This window comes from Cupriavidus neocaledonicus (assembly GCF_000372525.1).
Classification (GTDB): domain Bacteria; phylum Pseudomonadota; class Gammaproteobacteria; order Burkholderiales; family Burkholderiaceae; genus Cupriavidus; species Cupriavidus neocaledonicus.
The window spans coordinates 148,498-166,967 of record NZ_AQUR01000104.1 but is presented as its reverse complement, the minus strand read 5'-3'; the positions used below and the strand labels follow the sequence as shown (position 1 = coordinate 166,967).

Sequence of the window (18,470 nt, the reverse complement as noted above, 5' to 3'; positions counted from 1 at the left end):
CCGCGGATTATAATCCCGGCCAATGTCAGAACAACGCCCCGTCAAGCCCAAACCACCGGCGGCGCCGCGCCAGCGCGCCGGTGCCGGCCAGCCCGCATCCCCAGTCCAGTCCCGTACGGCGCCGGCCCCGGCGCGGCCGCCGCAGGCCGGCCCGGCAAGGCCGGCCGGCGCGCGGCCCGCCGCCGAGGGCGGCCAGCGCCAGCCTCGTGGCGCGCGGCCGCAGCGACCCCCGCGTGCGGCCAACCCGCTGCCGCCGATCACCTTCCCCGAAGCCCTGCCGGTATCGGCGCGCCGCGACGAGATTGCCGCGGCGCTGCTGGCCAACCAGGTCGTGATCGTTTCCGGCGAGACCGGATCCGGCAAGACCACGCAGCTGCCTAAGATCTGCCTGTCGATCGGGCGTGGCCCCGGCCGCGAGGGCGGGGGGCTGATCGGCCACACCCAGCCGCGCCGCATCGCCGCCACCTCGACCGCCAAGCGGATCGCGCAGGAATTGGGCACGCCGCTGGGCGAGCACGTGGGTTACCAGGTGCGCTTCAACGACACCATGTCGTCGGGCGCGTCGGTCAAGCTGATGACCGACGGCATCCTGCTCGCCGAAACCCAGAACGACCCGCTGCTGCGCGCCTACGACACGCTGATCATCGACGAGGCGCACGAGCGCAGCCTCAACATCGACTTCCTGATCGGCTACCTGCGCCAGATCCTGCCCAAGCGGCCGGACCTGAAGGTGATCATCACCTCGGCCACCATCGACGCGCAGCGCTTTGCCCGGCATTTCGCCACCGGGGACAAGCCGGCGCCGGTGATCGAGGTCAGCGGCCGGCTGTACCCGGTGGAAGTGCGCTACCGCCCGATCGCCGACGACGCGCCCGCCGCCGGCGCGCCGCGCAGCCCGCAGGCGCGCGAGCGCGACCTGTACGACGGCATCGTCGATGCCGTCGACGAGCTGTGCCGCGCCGGCCCCGGCGACGTGCTGGTGTTCCTGCCCGGCGAGCGCGAGATCCGCGAAGCCGCCGAGGCGCTGCGCAAGCACCACCCGCCGCATACCGAGATCCTGCCGCTGTTCGCGCGGCTGTCGGTGCAGGAGCAGGAGCGGGTGTTCAAGCCTTCCAATGCGCGCCGCATAGTGCTGGCGACCAACGTCGCCGAAACCTCGCTGACGGTGCCGGGCATCCGCTACGTGGTCGATACCGGGCTGGCGCGGGTCAAGCGCTACTCGTACCGCAACAAGGTCGAGCAGCTGCAGGTCGAGGCGATCTCGCAGGCCGCCGCCAACCAGCGCGCCGGCCGCTGCGGCCGGGTCGCCAACGGGGTTTGCATCCGGCTGTACGAGGAAACGGATTTCACCGGCCGGCCGCGTTTTACCGATCCCGAAATCCTGCGCTCGTCGCTGGCCGCGGTGATCCTGCGCATGAAGGCGCTGCGGCTGACCGATATCGAATCGTTCCCGTTCATCGAGCCGCCGCTGGGCCGCGCGGTGGCCGACGGCTACCAGCTGCTGCAGGAGCTGGGCGCGGTCGACGACGCCAACCAGCTGACCGGCATCGGCCGCCAGCTGGCCAAGCTGCCGCTCGATCCGCGCGTGGCGCGCATGATCCTGGCCGCGCGCGAGCACCAGTGCCTGCGCGAGGTACTGATCATCGCCAGCGCGCTGTCGGTGCAGGACCCGCGCGAGCGCCCGCAGGAAGCGCAGGAAGCCGCCGACCAGGCCCACCGCAAGTTCATGGACGAGAAGTCCGAGTTCCTCGGCTGGGTCAGGCTGTGGAAGTGGTTCGAGGACGCCGTCGCGCACAAGAAGTCCAACCGCCAGCTGCAGGACCAGTGCCGCGCGCACTTCCTGTCGCACCTGCGGCTGCGCGAATGGCGCGACGTGCATTCCCAGCTGCTGACCACGGTGACCGAGCAGGGCTGGCGCCTGAACGACAGCGAGCCGACCTACGAGCAGGTGCACAAGGCCCTGCTGACCGGCTTGCTCGGCAACGTCGGCTGCCGCATCGAGGATGGCGACGGCAAGGGCCGGGAGTACCTGGGCGCGCGCGGCATCAAGTTCCACCTGTGGCCGGGCTCGCTGATCGCGCGCAAGGTCGGGCGCTGGGTGGTCGCGGCCGAACTGGTCGAGACCAGCCGGCTGTTCGCGCGCACACTGGCGCGCATCGAGCCCGAATGGCTGGAGCAGGTGGGCCGCCACCTGCTCAAGGTCAGCTGGAGCGATCCGCACTGGGAGAAGAAGGCCGGCCAGGTGCTGGCGCTGGAGCGCGCCACGCTGTACGGGCTGGTGGTCTACCAGCACCGCCGCGTGCACTACGGACCGATGAACCCGCGCGAGGCGCGCGAGCTGTTTATCCGCCGCGCGCTGGTCGAGGGCGAGTTCGACACACGCCTGCCGTTCTACGCGCACAACCAGCGCCTGGTGCGCGAGATCGAGAACCTGGAGCACAAGTCGCGGCGCCAGGACGTACTGGTCGACGATGAGCTGATCTACGCGTTCTACGACCGCGCGATCCCGGCCGACATCTGCCAGCAGGCCGCGTTCGAGCAGTGGTACCAGGCCGAGAGCGCCAAAGACCGCAAGCTGCTGTACCTGAACCGTGACGAACTGATGCGGCACGAGGCCGCCGGCATCACCACCGACCTGTTTCCCAAGACCATGGCGGTGGCCGGCGTGGACATGGGCCTGACCTACCACTTCGAGCCCGGCAGCCACCGCGACGGCGTGACCCTGACCGTGCCGCTGTACGCGCTCAACCAGGTGCGCCCCGAGCGCGCCGACTGGCTGGTGCCGGGCATGGTCAAGGAGAAGGTGCACCTGCTGCTGAAGTCGCTGCCGCAGAAGCTGCGCCGCCACTGCGTGCCGCTGCCGGACTATGCGGCGGCATTCGTCGCGCGCCAGCCGTTTGGCGAAGGGGAGCTGCTGGACGTGCTGATCGCCGACATCCGCGAGCAGACCGGCACCATGGTCCGGCGCGCCGATTTCAAGCTGGAAACGCTGCCCGCGCACCACGCCATGAACTTCAAGGTGATCGACGAGCACGGGCGCCAGCTCGACATGGGCCGCAACCTGGCCCAGCTGCGCGCCGAGCTGGGCGGGCAGGCGCAGCAGTCGTTCCAGCGCGTGGCCGCGCAGGCCGCGGCCCAGGCCGCCACCCAGGCTGCGGAGCAGGCGCCGGCGCTGGCCGCGGCCGAACCCGGCAAGTACGAGGGCCTGACCGGCTGGAGCTTCGGCGAGCTGCCGGAGCTGCTCGAGATCCGCAAGGGCAGCCAGACGCTGTTCGGCTATCCGGCGCTGGTCGACCGCGGCACGCATTGCGATGTCGAAGTCTTCGACGACCCGCAGGAAGCGGCCCGCATCCACCACCTGGGGCTGCGCCGGCTGTTCGCGCTGCAGCTGCGCGAGCAGGTCAAGTTCATCGAAAAGAACATCCCGGGGCTGCAGCAGATGGCGATGCAGTACATGACGCTGGGCACGCAGGAGATGCTGCGCGAGCAGATCGTGATGCTGGCGCTGGAGCGCGCCTGCATGCAGGCGCCGCTGCCGCGCAACGACGCCGAGTTCAATGCCCGCAGGGACGAAGGCCGTACCCGGCTGTCGCTGCTGGCGCAGGAAATCGCGCGGCTGGCGGGCGCCATCCTGGCCGAATACGCCGGGCTGCCGCGCAAGCTGCTGCAGGCCAAGCCGTTCCCCGGCGCCCATGCGGACATGGAGGCGCAGCTGGGCCGGCTGATGGGCAAGCGCTTTATCGACGAAACCCCGTACACGCAGCTGGTGCATTTCCCGCGCTACCTGAAGGGCATCGCCATGCGCGTGGACAAGCTCAAGGGCGATCCGGCCCGCGACAGCCAGCGCATGCAGGAAATGGCGCCGCTGGTGCAGCAGTGGCAGCGGGCCGAGAAGCAGCTGCGCACCCAGGGCCGCGGCGGCGAGGATGCGCGGCTGGAGGAATTCCGCTGGATGCTGGAAGAACTGCGCATCGCGCTGTTCGCGCAGGAGCTGCGCACGCCGGTGCCGATGTCGGTCAAGCGGCTGCAGAAGGTGTGGGAATCGATGCAGCGCTGAGGGTAGCGCGCCGGCATGGCGGTAAATGGTCGTGCCGGCGCAACAATCTGCCAAATTCTTGTCCGCCGTCAGTGGCGACGTCAGCGGAATTAGCCGGCCAAACGTTAGAATCGCCGATTCAGTTCTTCTGGTAGCGGGTCTTATGTTCGCATGGCGGCGGTGGGTGGCTGGTGGGATCACGGTGGGCGCGTTCGCGCTGGGCCTGATGGCGGTCCCGGCTCGGGCGGAGGTGGTGGTGATCCTCAATTCGGGTGATGCCACCGTCACGCTGATCGACAAGGATACGCAGAAGGTGCTCGACACCTTCCCGATCGGCAAGGAGCCTCATCACCTGATCGCCACGCCGGACGAAAAATCCCTGATCGTCGCCAATGCGGTCGGCAACGACCTGGTCTTCCTGGATCCGGTCAGCGGCAAGGTCCAGCAGCGCGTGCCCAATATCGACGATCCTTACCAGATCGGCTTCTCGCCGGACCAGAAGTGGTTTGTCGCCACCGGCAACCGGCTCGACCGCGTCGACGTGTACCGCTGGGACGGCAAGGCGCTGAAGCTGGCCAAGCAGTATCCGCTGGCCAAGACGCCCAGCCATATCGCCTTTACCGCCGACAGCCGCATTGCCTTCATCACGCTGCAGGACTCCAACGAGGTGGCCGCCATCGACCTGGTCACGCAGAACGTGATGTGGCGCATGGAAACCGGTTCGGCGCCGGCGGGGATCTGGGTCACGCCGGACCAGAAATACCTGCTGGTGGGGATGACCGGGGCCGACTACGTCGCCGTGATCGACTGGCGCACCCGCACCGTGGTCAAGCAGATCCAGACCGGCAAGGGCGCGCACAACTTCCGCGCCGTCGGCGACCGGCGCCACCTGTTCCTCAGCAACCGCGTCACCGGCAGCATCAGCATCATCGACCAGCAGACGCTGAGCAAGGTCGGCGACATCACCGGCCTGCCGCCGGGGCCCGATGACATGGAGCTGACCGCCGACGGCAAGACCCTGTGGGTGACCTTCCGCTGGGCGCGCTCGGTCGGGCTGGTCGACGTGGCCAGCCGCAAGCTGGTCAAGACCGTGCGGGTCGGGCGCTCGCCGCACGGCATCTATTTCCGCACGCGCGCGCCGCTGTACTGACGCAAAACGGGCAGGGCAGGGACCATGGCACGGATCCGGGCATTGCGCTCCGCGACGATGAACAGGTGGCTGGCCGCGCTGGCACTGGCGTGCGGCATGCCGCTGGCGCAGCTGGCCGCCGCCGCGCCGGCCGCCAAGGCATGCCCGGCCGGTACCCTCTACCTGACCTTCGACACCGGCAGCATGAGCCAGGCGCAGCTGATCGCCGACACCCTGCGGCGCCACCAGATCCGCGCCACCTTCTTCCTGGCCAACGAGCCGACGGTGCGCCATGACAGTTCGCTCGACCCGTCATGGGCCCCTTACTGGAAGGCGCTGGTGGCCGACGGCCACGCCTTCGGCACGCACACCTTCGATCATGTCTATCTGCGCAGCGTGCGCGCCGGCAAGGTGACCATGCGGCCGCAGTTCGGCGCGCGGGCGGGCCAGGACGTGGCCATGGACCAGGCCGGCTTCTGCAAGGAATTGCGGCGCAGCGCCGAGGCCCTGCGCGGCATGACCGGCGCCGACATGGTGCCGTTGTGGCGCGCCCCGGGCGGCCGCACCGCGCCGCAGACGCTGCAGTGGGCCGAGCAATGCGGCTTCCGCCATGTCGGCTGGGCGCCGGCCGGCTTCCTAGGCGATGAGCTGTCTTCGGAGCGCTATCCCAACGCCGTGCTGCTGCAGCGCGCGCTGTCCAGCCTGCGCGACGGCGATATCGCCATGGCGCACCTGGGCATCTGGTCGCGGCAGGACCCGTGGGCGCCGGCGGTGCTCGAGCCGCTGCTCGCGGGCCTGGAGCGCAAGGGTTTCTGCTTCGCGACGCTGCGCGATCACCCGGCCTATCGCGACTGGATCGCGCGGCCCATCGGAGCACAGGAGGGCGCACGCTGATGTGGGAGACGCTGAACGGCTGGATCGGCCAGATCGAAGGCACGCTGTTCCAGGACGTGGTGCTGCCCGTGGTCTATGACCTGGGCTTCGGGCGCTATGCCGAGGAAGCCTTCACCGGCACCGAGTGGCTGCTGGTGGGGCTGGTGCAGATCGCGGTGATGGCGCTGATCCTGGGTCCGCTGGAGAAGTGGCGCCCGGTCGAGGCCGTGGCCGACCGGGCCGCGATCCGCACCGACATCCTCTACACCGTGATCCACCGTCTCGGCCTGTTCCGGCTGGCGATGTTCTTCCTGCTGGCGCCGCTGACCGACGCGCTGGAAGGCCACCTGCGGCTGATGGGCTGGCACCGCATCAATGTGGAAGACTGGTGGCCGGGCGTGACCTCGGTGCCGCTGGTCAGCTTCTTTGTCTACCTGCTGCTGTTCGACCTGCTCGATTACTGGTACCACCGGCTGTCGCACTCGTTCCGCTGGTGGTGGCACCTGCATGCGGTGCACCACAGCCAGCGCCAGATGACCCTGTGGAGCGACAACCGTAATCACCTGCTCGACGACATGCTGCGCGACCTGGTGTTTGCGCTGGTGGCGCTGGGGGTGGGCGTGGAGCCGTCGCAGTATGTGCTGCTGGTGGCGCTGTCGCAGCTGCTGCAGAGCCTGCAGCATGCCAACCTGCGGCTGCACTTCGGCACCATCGGCGAGCGGCTGCTGATTTCACCGCGCTTTCACCGCACCCACCACGCGGTCGGCATCGGCCACGAAGCCGACGGCGCGCCGGCCAAGCTGGGCGGCTGCAACTACGGCGTGATCTTCCCCTGGTGGGACATGCTGTTCGGCACCGCGGTCTTCACCGAGACCTACCACCCCACCGGCATCCGCGACCAGCTGCCGCCGCCGATGGGCAAGGGCCACGACTACGGCGCTGGCTTCCTGGCCCACCAGTGGTACGGCATCAAGCGGCTGCTGCGGCTGCGCTGATGGCCGCGCGGTCTGCGCATTCGAGGCCATTCCCAGGCCGCCGCGGACGCCGGCGCCCCATGGCGACAAGCGGCGTATGCTAGTGTTCCGGGTTGCCGCCGGCCCGTCACTGCACTGACCCGGCCGGTTCCCCGCGACTTTCCTGTGTTGCCTTCGACTGCATGAACGATATCTTCCGCTCGTTTGGCCGCGCGCTGGTCAGCCAGCTGCATCCGCGCATGCTGATGCTGACCGTGCTGCCTTTCGTCCTCGCCACGCTGCTGTGGGGCGGGCTGCTCTGGTTGGGCTGGGACCCCATCATGGGCGCCACGCGCAGCTTCCTGGAAACCTCGGTGCTGACCAGCTGGATCTACAGCGCACTCGACTGGTTCGGGTTGCAATCGTTGCGCTCCGTCGTGGCGCCGCTGTTCGTGGCGGCGCTGGCGATCCCGGTGGTAATCGCCTCGATGCTGATGTTCATCGGCGTGTGCTCGGTGCCGGCGGTGGTGCGCCACCTCGAGCGCAGCTACCCCGACCTGGCCAAGGCCCGCGGCGGCAGCGTGCTGGGCAGCGTGTTCCATTCGCTGGGCAGCACCGTGGTGTTCCTGTCGCTGGTGCTGGTAACGCTGCCGCTGTGGCTGATCCCGCCGTTCTTCGCGCTGATTCCGCCGGTGCTGTGGGGCTGGCTGACCTACCGCGTGATGACGTATGACGCGCTCGCCGACCATGCCAGTACCGAGGAGCGCAAGACCCTGGTGCGGCGCCATCGCACGCCGCTGCTGGTGATCGGGGTGGCGGTGGGGCTGCTGGGCTCGGCGCCGACGATACTGTGGGTGTCGTCGGCGGCGGTGATCTTCCTGTTCCCGTTCGTGCTCGCCGGCACGCTGTGGCTGTATGTGCTGATCTTTATTTTCTCGGCGCTGTGGTTCGGCCATTTCTGCCTGCGCGCACTGGCGCAGTTGCGGGCCGAGCGCGCCGCCGTGCCGGCCCAGCCGTCCGCGCCCCCTGCGGCGCCGTCGGCGGGCGGCGATGTCATCGACCTGGCGCCGCACGACGTGCGCCGCATCGAAAACTCCTGAAGCGAGGGCAATATGGGTTTCGGCCTGATCGTCATTGGCGACGAGATTCTGTCCGGGCGGCGCGAAGACAAGCACCTGCGCCGCACCATCGAACTGCTGGGCGCGCGCGGCCTGGCGCTGGACTGGGCCGAGTATGTCGGCGACGACCGCGCCCGCATCACCGCCACGCTGCGGCGCACGCTGGCCGGCCCCGACGTGGTGTTCTGCACCGGTGGCATCGGCGCCACGCCGGACGACCACACGCGCCAGTGCGCGGCGGCGGCGCTGGGCGTGCCGCTGGTGCTGCATCCCGAGGCGCGCGAGCTGATCGCGCTGCGCATCGCCGAAACCGCCGGCGGCGACCCCGCCAAGGGCGACCTGACCCTGCCCGAGAACCAGCACCGCTTCAAGATGGGCGAGTTCCCCGAGGGCGCGCGCATCATCCCCAACAGCTACAACCGCATCCCCGGCTTCTCGGTGGGGCACCATCACTTCATGCCCGGCTTCCCGGTGATGGCGTGGCCGATGATGGAGTGGGTGCTGGACCACGACTATGCGCACCTGTTCCACCAGGTCTCGCAGCAGGAGCGGGCCTTCTACGTGTTCGAGGCGCCGGAGTCGACGCTGACGCCGCTGATGGAGAAGGTCGAGGCGGCGCATCCGGGCATCCGCGTGTTCAGCCTGCCATCGGTCGGCGACGTGCAGCGTGGCGACCGCTTCGCGCGCCGCCATATCGACCTGGGCGTCAAGGGCCCGGCCGAACTGCTGGACCCGGCCTATGCGATGCTGCTCGAAGGCGTGCAGGCGATGGGGTACGAGACCGTCGAGCAGCCGCCGCGGCAGGCAGCACCGGCCTAGACGGCCGGGCCGGCCAAAAGAGAAGGGGCAGCCTTGGCTGCCCCTTTGCATCAGGTCCGGGCGGAATCAGGCGCCATGCCAGGGCAGGCCGCGCACGCACCAGCCCTCGACGGTCTTGCGGTGGTGGTGATCGTCGCGGTTGCCCTCGAACCCTTCGAGCACGTCCATGGCGAAGTGGTAGCCGGCCTCGGTCGCCACCCGCGCCGCGTGCTTGGAGCGCGCCGCGCTGCGGCACAGGAACAGCACCGGCACGTCGGACGGCACGCGTGCGCGCAGTTCCTCGATAAAGCGCGGGTTCTGCGCGCCGCCCGGGTAGGACATCCATTCGACATGGGCGAACTGGGCGTCGGGCACATCGACGCCGCCGACCCAGTCCAGCTCGGCCTGCGTGCGCACGTCCACCAGCACCGCGGAAGGGTCGTTCTGCAGCAGGGCATAGGCTTCCTGCGGCGACAGCGCGCCGAAGTACGGCAACTGGTTTTGTTCCTGGCGCTGGCGGGCAGCCTGGAGGAGATCGTCTCGGGTGGTCATCGGCGTGACAAATTGTGTGGGTGGAATCGTGGCGCAAGGGCCGCAACCCGTTATTCTATAGCGCCGCGGTTGCGGGGCGGTGGCAGCGCTGGCCGGGAGGGCCCGGCAAGCGCCGCCACAGGGCGAAAGCAGATCGATTTTGGTGCGTGTGCACTAATACAGTGCCGAGACTTGCTGTTTGCACCATGATGGTGTTCCATGACGCTGGCAACGCTGGTTGCTTGTGTCGCGGGTGCGCCACATGGGCGCCCCGCCGGCCGGAAGGCGTTTTCGACGCCGGCCGGCATGGTGCGCGATTCGCCGGAGTTGCACAATTTTCGGGCCCGTCGCCGCATGGGACGTTTGATTGGCACGCTTTCTGCTAACATCCGTCGTCCTTTCGCGGCGAGGCCAGTCAGGCGCGGCAACGATGCAGCGGCGCCGCTGGCGACAGTCCCAAGAATTGGCTTTCACAGACATTTGCCGAATACCCAGGAGATTGGCATGGCCCACAGCGTTGCAGACGTGATGAAGCTGGTGAAGGAAAACGACGTCAAGTTCGTCGATTTCCGCTTCACCGATACCAAAGGCAAGGAGCAACACGTGTCCGTGCCCGTGTCGCACTTCGATGAAGACAAGTTCGAGAGCGGCCATGCTTTCGACGGCTCGTCGATCGCCGGCTGGAAAGGTATCGAAGCTTCGGACATGCTGCTGATGCCGGATTCGAACACGGCTCACATCGACCCGTTCTATGAAGAGCCGACGCTGGTGCTGTCGTGCGACGTGATCGAGCCGTCGGATGGCAAGGGCTATGACCGCGACCCGCGTTCGATCGCCAAGCGCGCCGAAGCCTACCTGAAGAGCACCGGCCTGGGCGACACCGCCTTCTTCGGTCCGGAACCCGAGTTCTTCATCTTCGACGGCGTGACCTGGAACGTCGACATGCAAGGCTGCTTCGTGAAGATCCATTCCGAAGAAGCCCCGTGGTCGTCGGGCAAGGAATTCGAGCACGGCAACGCCGGCCACCGTCCGGGCAAGAAGGGCGGCTACTTCCCGGTTGCCCCGATCGACACCTTCCAGGACATGCGTTCGGAAATGTGCCTGATCCTGGAATCGCTGGGCATCCCCGTTGAAGTCCACCACCACGAAGTGGCTGGCCAGGGCCAGAACGAAATCGGCACCAAGTTCAGCACGCTGGTGCAGCGCGCCGACTGGACCCAGCTGCAGAAGTACGTGATCCAGAACGTCGCGCACACCTACGGCAAGACCGCCACGTTCATGCCGAAGCCGGTCGTCGGCGACAACGGCTCGGGCATGCACGTGCACCAGTCGGTGTGGAAGGACGGCCAGAACCTGTTTGCCGGCAACGGCTACGCCGGCCTGTCGGAATTCGCGCTGTACTACATCGGCGGCATCATCAAGCACGCCCGCGCGCTGAACGCCATCACCAACCCGGGCACGAACTCGTACAAGCGCCTGGTGCCGGGCTTCGAAGCGCCGGTCAAGCTGGCCTACTCGGCCCGCAACCGTTCGGCCTCGATCCGTATCCCGTATGTGGCCAACCCGAAGGGCCGCCGCATCGAGACCCGCTTCCCGGATCCGCTGATGAACCCGTACCTGGGCTTCTCGGCGCTGCTGATGGCGGGCCTGGACGGCGTGATGAACAAGATCCACCCGGGCGAAGCCGCTGACAAGAACCTGTACGACCTGCCGCCGGAAGAGGACGCAAAGATCCCGACCGTGTGCTCGAGCCTGGACCAGGCACTCGAGTACCTGGACAACGACCGCGAGTTCCTGACCCGTGGCGGCGTGTTCTCGAATTCGATGATCGATGCCTACATCGAACTGAAGATGGAAGAAGTCACGCGTTTCCGCATGACCACGCACCCGGTCGAGTTCGAGATGTACTACTCGCTGTAAGCAGCCCTTGCCCGGCCATGACGCAGGTTGTGACCGGGCAACAGTTGCACCACAAGGGGGCGGCTTCGGCTGTCCCTTTTTGCTTTGCTCGCTAGAATGGGGCATCCGATTCTGTACCGATCCACCCCCCGTTCTAACTGACGCCATGCCCATGGATGCCTTTTCCCGCACGGCCTGCCGCACTCATGCCAGGCCCCGTTCCGTGCACCAAAGCCGACGCCGATTCCCCGTTCTGGTGAGCGCCGCGGCGCTGGCGCTGGCCGCGTGGGTCGGGCCGTCGCTGGCGCAGTCCTCGGATGTCTATGTCTGCACTGGGCCCAACGGCGTGCCGGAATACCGCAACGGCAATGCCGGCAAGGGCTGCAAAAAGCTGAACCTGCCCGAGGTCGTGACCGTGCCGGGCGGGCGCCTCGCCGCACCGGCCAAGAGTGCCGGCAGCAGCGGCGCCAGTGCCGGCAACACCGGTTTCCCGCGCGTGGACAGCGCCACACAGCGCAGCCGCGACAGCGAGCGCCGGACCGTGCTGATGCAGGAGCTGCAGGCCGAAGAGGCCAAGCTGCAGGGGCTGCGCGCCGAATACAACAACGGCCAGCCGGAGCGCCAGGGCAATGAGCGCAACTACCAGAAATACCTCGACCGCACCGCGGCGCTGCGCGACGACATTGCCCGCAGCGAGGCCAACGCGGCGTCGCTGCGGCGCGAGCTCGGCAACCTGAAGGACTAGACTTATGCGTCGCCTGATTCGCGGAGTATCACGCAAGGCCGGCAGTGCCGAGGGCGCGCGGGCCGAGCCGCCCGCGGCGGACCCGGCCCCGTCCGAAACCGGCGCGCGCGTGCTCAGCATCGGCGCGGCGGCATTCCATGCCGGCCTCGACGTGGTCGCCAACCCGGTGCTGCTGGTGCGCCAGCCGGGGCTGTGCGTGGTGTACGCGAATCCGGCCGCCGAGGCCACCTTCGGCGTGTCGCGCAAGGGCATGGTCGAGCTGAAGCTGCCCGACCTGTTCGGCAAATCGGATGAGCTGCACAACATGCTCGATACGGTGGTGACGCGGCAGTTCGACGTGCGCCGGCAGGACCTGATCCTGCATCCGCCGCTGCAGGACCCGATCCATGTGCATGTGGTGATCGCCGCGCTCGAAGCGGTCGGCGACACCGTGGTGGTCGAGATCCTGCCCAACGAGCAGAAGGTGCGCAGCGACCGCGAGGAGCGCATCCTGGACCTGACCTCGGCCAACAAGGAGCTGATCCGCAATCTGGCTCACGAGATCAAGAACCCGCTGGGCGGCATCCGCGGCGCGGCGCAGCTGCTCGAGTTCGAGCTGCCCGAGCGCTCGCTGCGCGAATACACCCAGGTCATCATCAAGGAGTCGGACCGGCTGCAGACGCTGGTGGACCGCCTGCTGGAGCCGCACCGGCATCCGCATATCGTATCGAGCCTGAATATCCACGAGGTGCTCGAGCGCGTGCGCTCGGTGGTGCTGGCCGAGTTTCCCAACGGGCTGGAGATCGTGCGCGACTACGACGCCAGCCTGCCCGAGCTGCGGGGCGACATGGAGCAGCTGATCCAGGCCGTGCTCAACATCGTCCACAACGCCGCGCAGGCGCTGGCCGACCGCATCGCGCGCGGCGATGCGCAGATCGTGCTGCGCACGCGCATCGCGCGCCAGGTAACCATCGCCAAGCGCCTGTTCAAGCTGGCATTGGACTTGCATGTGATCGACAACGGCCCGGGCATCCCCGAAGACATCCGCGAACGCATCTTCTATCCGCTGGTATCGGGCAGGGATGGCGGCAGCGGACTGGGTCTCACACTCGCTCAAACCTTCGTGCAGCAGCACGAGGGCTTGATCGAATGCGAGAGCAGGCCGGGCTGTACCGACTTCCGTATCCTGCTGCCGCTGCACTAGCCTTTGCCGGCGTCCGCAAGCGCGTGCACCGACGTGGCCAGGGCATGCGGAAGACCAACTGACACCGAGCAGACAAGCGACGCACATGAAGCCGATCTGGATAGTCGACGACGATCAATCAATCCGCTGGGTCCTGGAAAAGGCCCTCGCCCGTGAAAGCCTGCTCTCGCGCAGCTTCACCAATGTGCGGGACGCGCTGGCCGCGCTTGAGGAAGACCAGCCGCAGGTGCTGATATCGGATATCCGCATGCCCGGCGGCTCCGGCCTCGACCTGCTGCAGGCGATCAAGGCGCGCCACCCGGGCCTGCCGGTCATCGTGATGACGGCGTACTCCGACCTCGACAGCGCGGTGGCAGCGTTCCAGGGCGGCGCCTTCGAATACCTGGCCAAGCCCTTCGATGTCGACAAGGCGGTCGAGCTGATCCGCCGCGCGCTGGAAGAAAGCCTGCGCGAGGAAGAGATGGACGACCGCCTGGTCGACGCGCCCGAGATCCTCGGCCAGGCGCCGGCGATGCAGGACGTGTTCCGCGCCATCGGCCGGCTGTCGCAGTCGAACGTGACGGTGATGATCACCGGCGAGTCCGGCACCGGCAAGGAACTGGTCGCGCGCGCGCTGCACAAGCACAGTCCGCGCGCCAACGGCCCGTTTATCGCGCTCAATACCGCGGCGATACCCAAGGACCTGCTCGAGTCCGAACTGTTCGGCCACGAGCGTGGCGCCTTTACCGGTGCGCAGACCATGCGGCGCGGGCGCTTCGAGCAGGCCGAGGGCGGCACGCTGTTTCTCGACGAAATCGGCGACATGCCGTTCGACCTGCAGACCCGGCTGCTGCGCGTGCTGTCCGACGGCAACTTCTATCGCGTCGGCGGCCACAACCCCTTGCGCGCCAACGTGCGCGTGATTGCCGCCACCCACCAGAACCTGGAACTGCGCGTCAAGGAAGGGCTGTTCCGCGAGGACTTGTTTCACCGCCTGAACGTGATCCGGCTGCGCCTGCCGCCGCTGCGCGAGCGGCCGGAGGACATCACGCTGCTGGCGCGCCATTTCTTGCAGAAGAGCGCCAAGGAGCTTGGCGTCGAGCCCAAGCGCATGTCGGACGAGGCGCTGGCCTACGTCAGCACGCTACCGTTCCCGGGCAATGTGCGCCAGCTGGAAAACCTGTGCAACTGGCTTACCGTGATGGCGCCGGCGCAGACCATCGAGGTCAAGGACCTGCCGCGCGAGATGCTGGAAGCCGGCACCAGCGAGCCGGTCAATGCGCCGCGGGCGGAGCGCGCGCCCGACCTGCGCGTGGCCGAGTATGAAGGCGCCCAGGAACTGGCCGACTATGGCGGGTTTGCGGTGCCGGTGGCCGAGGCCGACACGGCCACGGTGGTCCGTGCGGCGCCGGCCGCGGCGGTGGCCCAGGCTCCGCAGCAGGCTCCGGCGTCCGCCGGATGGGAAAGCCTGCTCGCCGGCGAGGCGCGCGCCATGCTGGAGGCCGGCCAGCCCGAAGTGATGGACCTGCTGACGCGCCGGTTCGAAAAGGCGGTGCTGGAAGCCGCGCTGGGCGTCACCCGCGGGCGCCGCGTCGAAGCCGCGACCCGGCTCGGGATCGGGCGCAACACCATCACGCGCAAGCTGCAGGAGCTGGGCTTCGACTGAAGCAGGGCAGGGCACTAGGGCCCGGGTTGACTCCTGTTGTTTGCTCCCTCTCCCGCGTGCGGGAGAGGGTTGGGGTGAGGGCCGGCGTTTCGACGAAGTCAAGCCTGCGGTATGCCACCGCCTGCCCTCACCCCCGGCCGCTCTCCCGCACGCGGGAGAGGGAGCAAACCTTCCCTTTGCAAATGCCGCGGCACTAGCCGCGCGCTTCGATCAGCCGCTGCGCCATCTCCGCAAAACCCTCGCCGCCCGCGGCCGCGGTGATGTAAGCCGGCGGCACCGGCAGCTGCGGCAGGATCTCGCGCACGTTGGCCACGCCCACCGACAGCGGGAAATGCGCAAACATCGACGCATCGTTGGCCGAGTCGCCGATAAACAACCACTGGTCGCGCCGCGCATCGACGTCCTCGCCCAGCAGCTCGGCCACGCACAGCTTGCTCATCGACAGCTTGTCATGGCGGCCGAACCAGCCGTTGACATGGATGGAGCTGACGGTGGCCGTCATGCCGGCCTCGCGCATCAGCGTAGCAATGCGCGTGACGGCGTCCTCGGGCAACGGCACCACGTCCTCGGCATGGTCGATGGCCAGGTCGGCGGCATGCCAGGCCTGGTCCGACGCCAGCGCGCAGCCGGGCACCTCGCGCACGATGCGCTGGCCCAGGGCATGGATGCGCTCCAGGTTGCGCGCCCGCGTGGCCGCGTCGTCGAGGAAGCGCGTCTGCAGCCGGCCGTTGTGCAGGTGCGAATAGAACGCGCCGTTCTCGCCGATGATGGCATCGACCGGCCACAGCCGCGTCAGGATCTCGGCCCACGCGATGCAGCGCCCGGTCACCGGGATCACGTGCAGGCCGGCGCGGCGCAGTCCGTCGAGGGCCAGGTAGGTCGAGGCCGGCAGCCGGCCGTCGGTGGTCAGGGTGCCGTCGATGTCGGTCAGCACGCCGCGCACGTTGCGCAGCGCCGTATTAGAGAGCTTGTTCAGGGATTGCATGGCGGGCCATTGTAACCGTGGATCCGCGCCCAAATTCGTTTATTGCACTGCAAAAAGCCGGGGCGCGGCCATACTGGTGAATCTGCTGATTTGCTTGCGCGCGTGCGACCGGCGTAACATGCCGCTGTCACAAAAAAATCACATGCTGTCGGATTTTCGACTGACCGCAACAAGACAGACCAAGGAGAGCCTCGATGTCCGTATCCCGTACCGCGCTCAAACTCGCCGCGCTGGCCGCCCTGACCGGGGCCGGCAGCGCGCACGCCGCCGTTGAAATCCAGTGGTGGCACGCCATGCAGGGCGCGCTGAACGACAAGGTGAACGAGATCGCCAACAAGTTCAACGCCAGCCAGTCCGAATACAAGGTGGTGCCGGTCAACAAGGGCAATTACGACGAGACCATGGCGGCCGGCATCGCCGCCTTCCGCGCCGGCGGCGCGCCGGCGATCCTGCAGGTGTTCGAGGTCGGCACCGCCACCATGATGAGCGCCAAGGGCGCGATCAAGCCGGTGTCGACGGTGATGAAGGACGCCGGCGAGAAGTTCGACCAGAAGGCCTACATCCCCGCCGTCGCGGGCTACTACACCTCGTCCAAGGGCGAGATGCTGTCGTTCCCGTTCAACAGCTCGACCACGGTGTTCTACTACAACAAGGACGCCTTCAAGAAGGCCGGCCTGGACCCGGAAAAGCCGCCCAAGACCTGGCCCGAGGTGATGCAGTACTCGGCCAAGCTCAAGGCCTCGGGCACCAACTGCGCCTATACCACCGACTGGCAGGGCTGGGTCCATCTGGAAAGTTTCTCGGCCTGGCACAACACCCTGTACGCGACCAAGAACAATGGCTTCGGCGGCACCGACACGCGCCTGATCTTCAACAACCCGCTGCACGTCAAGCACATCACCAACCTGCAGGACATGGTGAAGAAGGGCTATTTCAGTTATGGCGGGCGCAAGGCCGAATCGCAGGCCAAGTTCTACAACGGCGAATGCGCCATGTTCACCGGCTCGTCGGCGTCGCTGGCCAATATCCGCAAGAACGCCAAGTTCGCGTTCGCGGTGGCGCAGCTGCCGTACTACCCGGACGTGCAGGGCGCGCCGCAGAACACCATCATCGGCGGTGCCTCGCTGTGGGTGATGGGCGGCAAGAAGCCTGAAGAGTACAAGGGCGTCGCCAAGTTCTTCAATTACCTGTCGCGCCCCGAGATCCAGTCTGACTGGCACCAGGCCACCGGCTACCTGCCGGTGACGATGGCCGCCTACGAGGCCACCAGGAAATCGGGCTACTACGACAAGAACCCCGGCGCCGACGTCTCGGTGCAGCAGATGGTGGTCAAGACCACCGACAAGTCGCGCGGCGTGCGCCTGGGCAACATGGTGCAGATCCGCACCGTGGTCGACGAAGAACTGGAAGCGGTCTGGGCCGGCAAGAAGGAGCCCAAGGCGGCGCTGGACTCGGCCGTGGCACGCGGCAATGACTTGCTGGAGCGCTTCCAGAAGACCGCGCGCGAATAAGGCGCCGGGTCTTGCCAGCAGGCTGACGTGACAGGCGGGCGGCGGCGAAACCTCCGCCCGCTTGCTTTGTGGCCGGCACCGATCGGGGCCGCCTGCCGCTTTGTACCTAATCCGTACCTAATCCGTACCTAGTCCGATGCCGCCATCCGCGGCATCCGCCGGAATCCGTTCATGGAAAAACGCGTCGTGTTCCGCTCGCCGTGGCTGCCGTATCTGCTGGTGTTGCCGCAGATCGCGATCACGCTGATCTTCTTTTTCCTGCCCGCCGGGCAGGCCCTGTACCAGTCGATGCTGCAGCAGGATGCCTTCGGCATCAACCTGGAGTTCGTCGGCCTGGACAACTTCCGCATGCTGTGGAACGACCCGCTCTATGTCGAGTCGTTCCAGGTCACCGCCATCTTTGCCGTGGGCGTGACCGTGGTCGGGCTGACCGCCGCGCTGGCGCTGGCCTATTTTGCCGACCGCGTGATCCGCGGCGCGGTGGGCTACAAGACCCTGCTGATCTGGCCGTATGCGGTGGCGCCGGCGGTGGCGGGGGTGCTGTGGATGTTCATGTTCAACCCGACCCTGGGCGTGGTGTCGTTCGCGCTGCGCAGGCTCGGCGTCGAATGGAACTTCCTGCTCAATGGCAACCAGGCCTTGCTGCTGGTGGTGCTGGCCGCGGCCTGGAAGCAGATCAGCTACAACTTCCTGTTCTTCCTGGCCGGGCTGCAAAGCATCCCGCGCTCGCTGATCGAGGCCGCCGCCATCGACGGCGCGGGCCCGTGGCGCCGCTTCTGGTCGATCGTGTTTCCGCTGCTGTCGCCGACCACCTTCTTCCTGATGGTGATCAACGTGGTCTACGCGTTCTTCGACACCTTCGCCATCATCGATGCGGTCACGCACGGCGGGCCGTTCAATTCGACCAACACGCTGGTGTACAAGGTCTTCCATGACGGCTTCCGCGGCATGGACATCGGTGGCTCGGCCGCGCAGTCGGTGGTGCTGATGGTGATCGTGATCGCGCTGACCGTGGTGCAGTTCCGCTACGTGGAACGCAAGGTCCAGTACTGACGGAGGCAGCC

At 67.5% G+C, this 18,470-nt stretch carries 13 protein-coding genes and 2 pseudogenes; 13 read left to right on the top strand and 2 right to left on the bottom strand.

Annotated features, from left to right (window positions below):
- Window positions 1–22 precede the first annotated feature (22 nt).
- From hrpA to A3AG_RS0123360, 6 genes are all read left to right on the top strand, one after another.
- A complete protein-coding gene (gene hrpA / locus A3AG_RS0123385; protein WP_018007755.1) occupies window positions 23–4,057 on the top strand; it encodes an ATP-dependent RNA helicase HrpA in 4,035 nt (1,344 codons plus the stop codon).
- A gap of 142 nt (window positions 4,058–4,199) precedes the next feature.
- Window positions 4,200–5,186 (top strand): YVTN family beta-propeller repeat protein, encoded by a 987-nt coding sequence (locus A3AG_RS0123380; RefSeq protein WP_018007754.1) that lies wholly within the window; start codon window positions 4,200–4,202, stop codon window positions 5,184–5,186.
- 24 nt (window positions 5,187–5,210) lie between these two features.
- Entirely contained in the window at window positions 5,211–6,059 is an 849-nt protein-coding gene (locus A3AG_RS0123375) for a polysaccharide deacetylase family protein (protein ID WP_026164425.1), read from the top strand.
- Window positions 6,059–7,033, top strand: a complete 975-nt coding sequence (locus A3AG_RS0123370) for a sterol desaturase family protein (RefSeq protein ID WP_018007752.1) — start codon at window positions 6,059–6,061, stop codon at window positions 7,031–7,033. Before A3AG_RS0123375 ends, A3AG_RS0123370 begins: the two co-directional genes overlap by 1 nt.
- 161 nt (window positions 7,034–7,194) lie before the next feature.
- Entirely contained in the window at window positions 7,195–8,091 is an 897-nt protein-coding gene (locus A3AG_RS0123365) for an EI24 domain-containing protein (protein ID WP_018007751.1), read from the top strand.
- Between the two features lie 12 nt (window positions 8,092–8,103).
- On the top strand, window positions 8,104–8,928 hold the full coding sequence (locus A3AG_RS0123360) for a competence/damage-inducible protein A (RefSeq protein WP_018007750.1): 825 nt from the start codon (window positions 8,104–8,106) through the stop codon (window positions 8,926–8,928).
- Between the two features lie 66 nt (window positions 8,929–8,994).
- On the opposite strand, the gene A3AG_RS0123355 is transcribed toward A3AG_RS0123360, so the two are convergent.
- Window positions 8,995–9,459 carry a rhodanese-like domain-containing protein gene (locus A3AG_RS0123355; protein WP_018007749.1) on the bottom strand — a complete coding sequence of 155 codons (465 nt, stop codon included), beginning with the start codon at window positions 9,457–9,459 and terminating at the stop codon, window positions 8,995–8,997.
- A gap of 483 nt (window positions 9,460–9,942) precedes the next feature.
- Between A3AG_RS0123355 and A3AG_RS0123350 the strand changes: the two genes are divergently transcribed.
- The 5 genes and pseudogenes from A3AG_RS0123350 to A3AG_RS34890 form a co-directional block, all read left to right on the top strand.
- Complete coding sequence (locus A3AG_RS0123350; RefSeq protein ID WP_012353136.1) at window positions 9,943–11,358, top strand: 3-hydroxylaminophenol mutase; 1,416 nt, start codon at window positions 9,943–9,945, stop codon at window positions 11,356–11,358.
- 151 nt (window positions 11,359–11,509) lie between these two features.
- Window positions 11,510–12,082, top strand: coding sequence for a hypothetical protein (locus tag A3AG_RS0123345; protein ID WP_018007748.1), 573 nt, complete (start codon window positions 11,510–11,512; stop codon window positions 12,080–12,082).
- 4 nt (window positions 12,083–12,086) lie between these two features.
- Entirely contained in the window at window positions 12,087–13,265 is a 1,179-nt protein-coding gene (glnL, locus tag A3AG_RS0123340; RefSeq protein WP_018007747.1) for a nitrogen regulation protein NR(II), read from the top strand.
- A gap of 85 nt (window positions 13,266–13,350) precedes the next feature.
- Window positions 13,351–14,488: pseudogene (gene ntrC, locus A3AG_RS0123335) on the top strand (nitrogen regulation protein NR(I)); the annotation flags it as partial.
- A gap of 161 nt (window positions 14,489–14,649) precedes the next feature.
- Window positions 14,650–14,910 (top strand): annotated as a pseudogene (locus tag A3AG_RS34890) (helix-turn-helix domain-containing protein); the annotation flags it as partial.
- A gap of 193 nt (window positions 14,911–15,103) precedes the next feature.
- Here A3AG_RS34890 and A3AG_RS0123330 read toward each other — a convergent pair.
- On the bottom strand, window positions 15,104–15,895 hold the full coding sequence (locus tag A3AG_RS0123330; protein WP_018007745.1) for an HAD-IIB family hydrolase: 792 nt from the start codon (window positions 15,893–15,895) through the stop codon (window positions 15,104–15,106).
- Window positions 15,896–16,089: 194 nt separating this feature from the next.
- On the opposite strand from A3AG_RS0123330, the gene ugpB reads away from it, so the two are divergent.
- On the top strand, window positions 16,090–17,406 hold the full coding sequence (gene ugpB, locus A3AG_RS0123325; protein WP_018007744.1) for a sn-glycerol-3-phosphate ABC transporter substrate-binding protein UgpB: 1,317 nt from the start codon (window positions 16,090–16,092) through the stop codon (window positions 17,404–17,406).
- A gap of 171 nt (window positions 17,407–17,577) precedes the next feature.
- Entirely contained in the window at window positions 17,578–18,459 is an 882-nt protein-coding gene (gene ugpA / locus A3AG_RS0123320) for a sn-glycerol-3-phosphate ABC transporter permease UgpA (protein WP_018007743.1), read from the top strand.
- The last annotated feature ends 11 nt before the right edge of the window (window positions 18,460–18,470 follow it).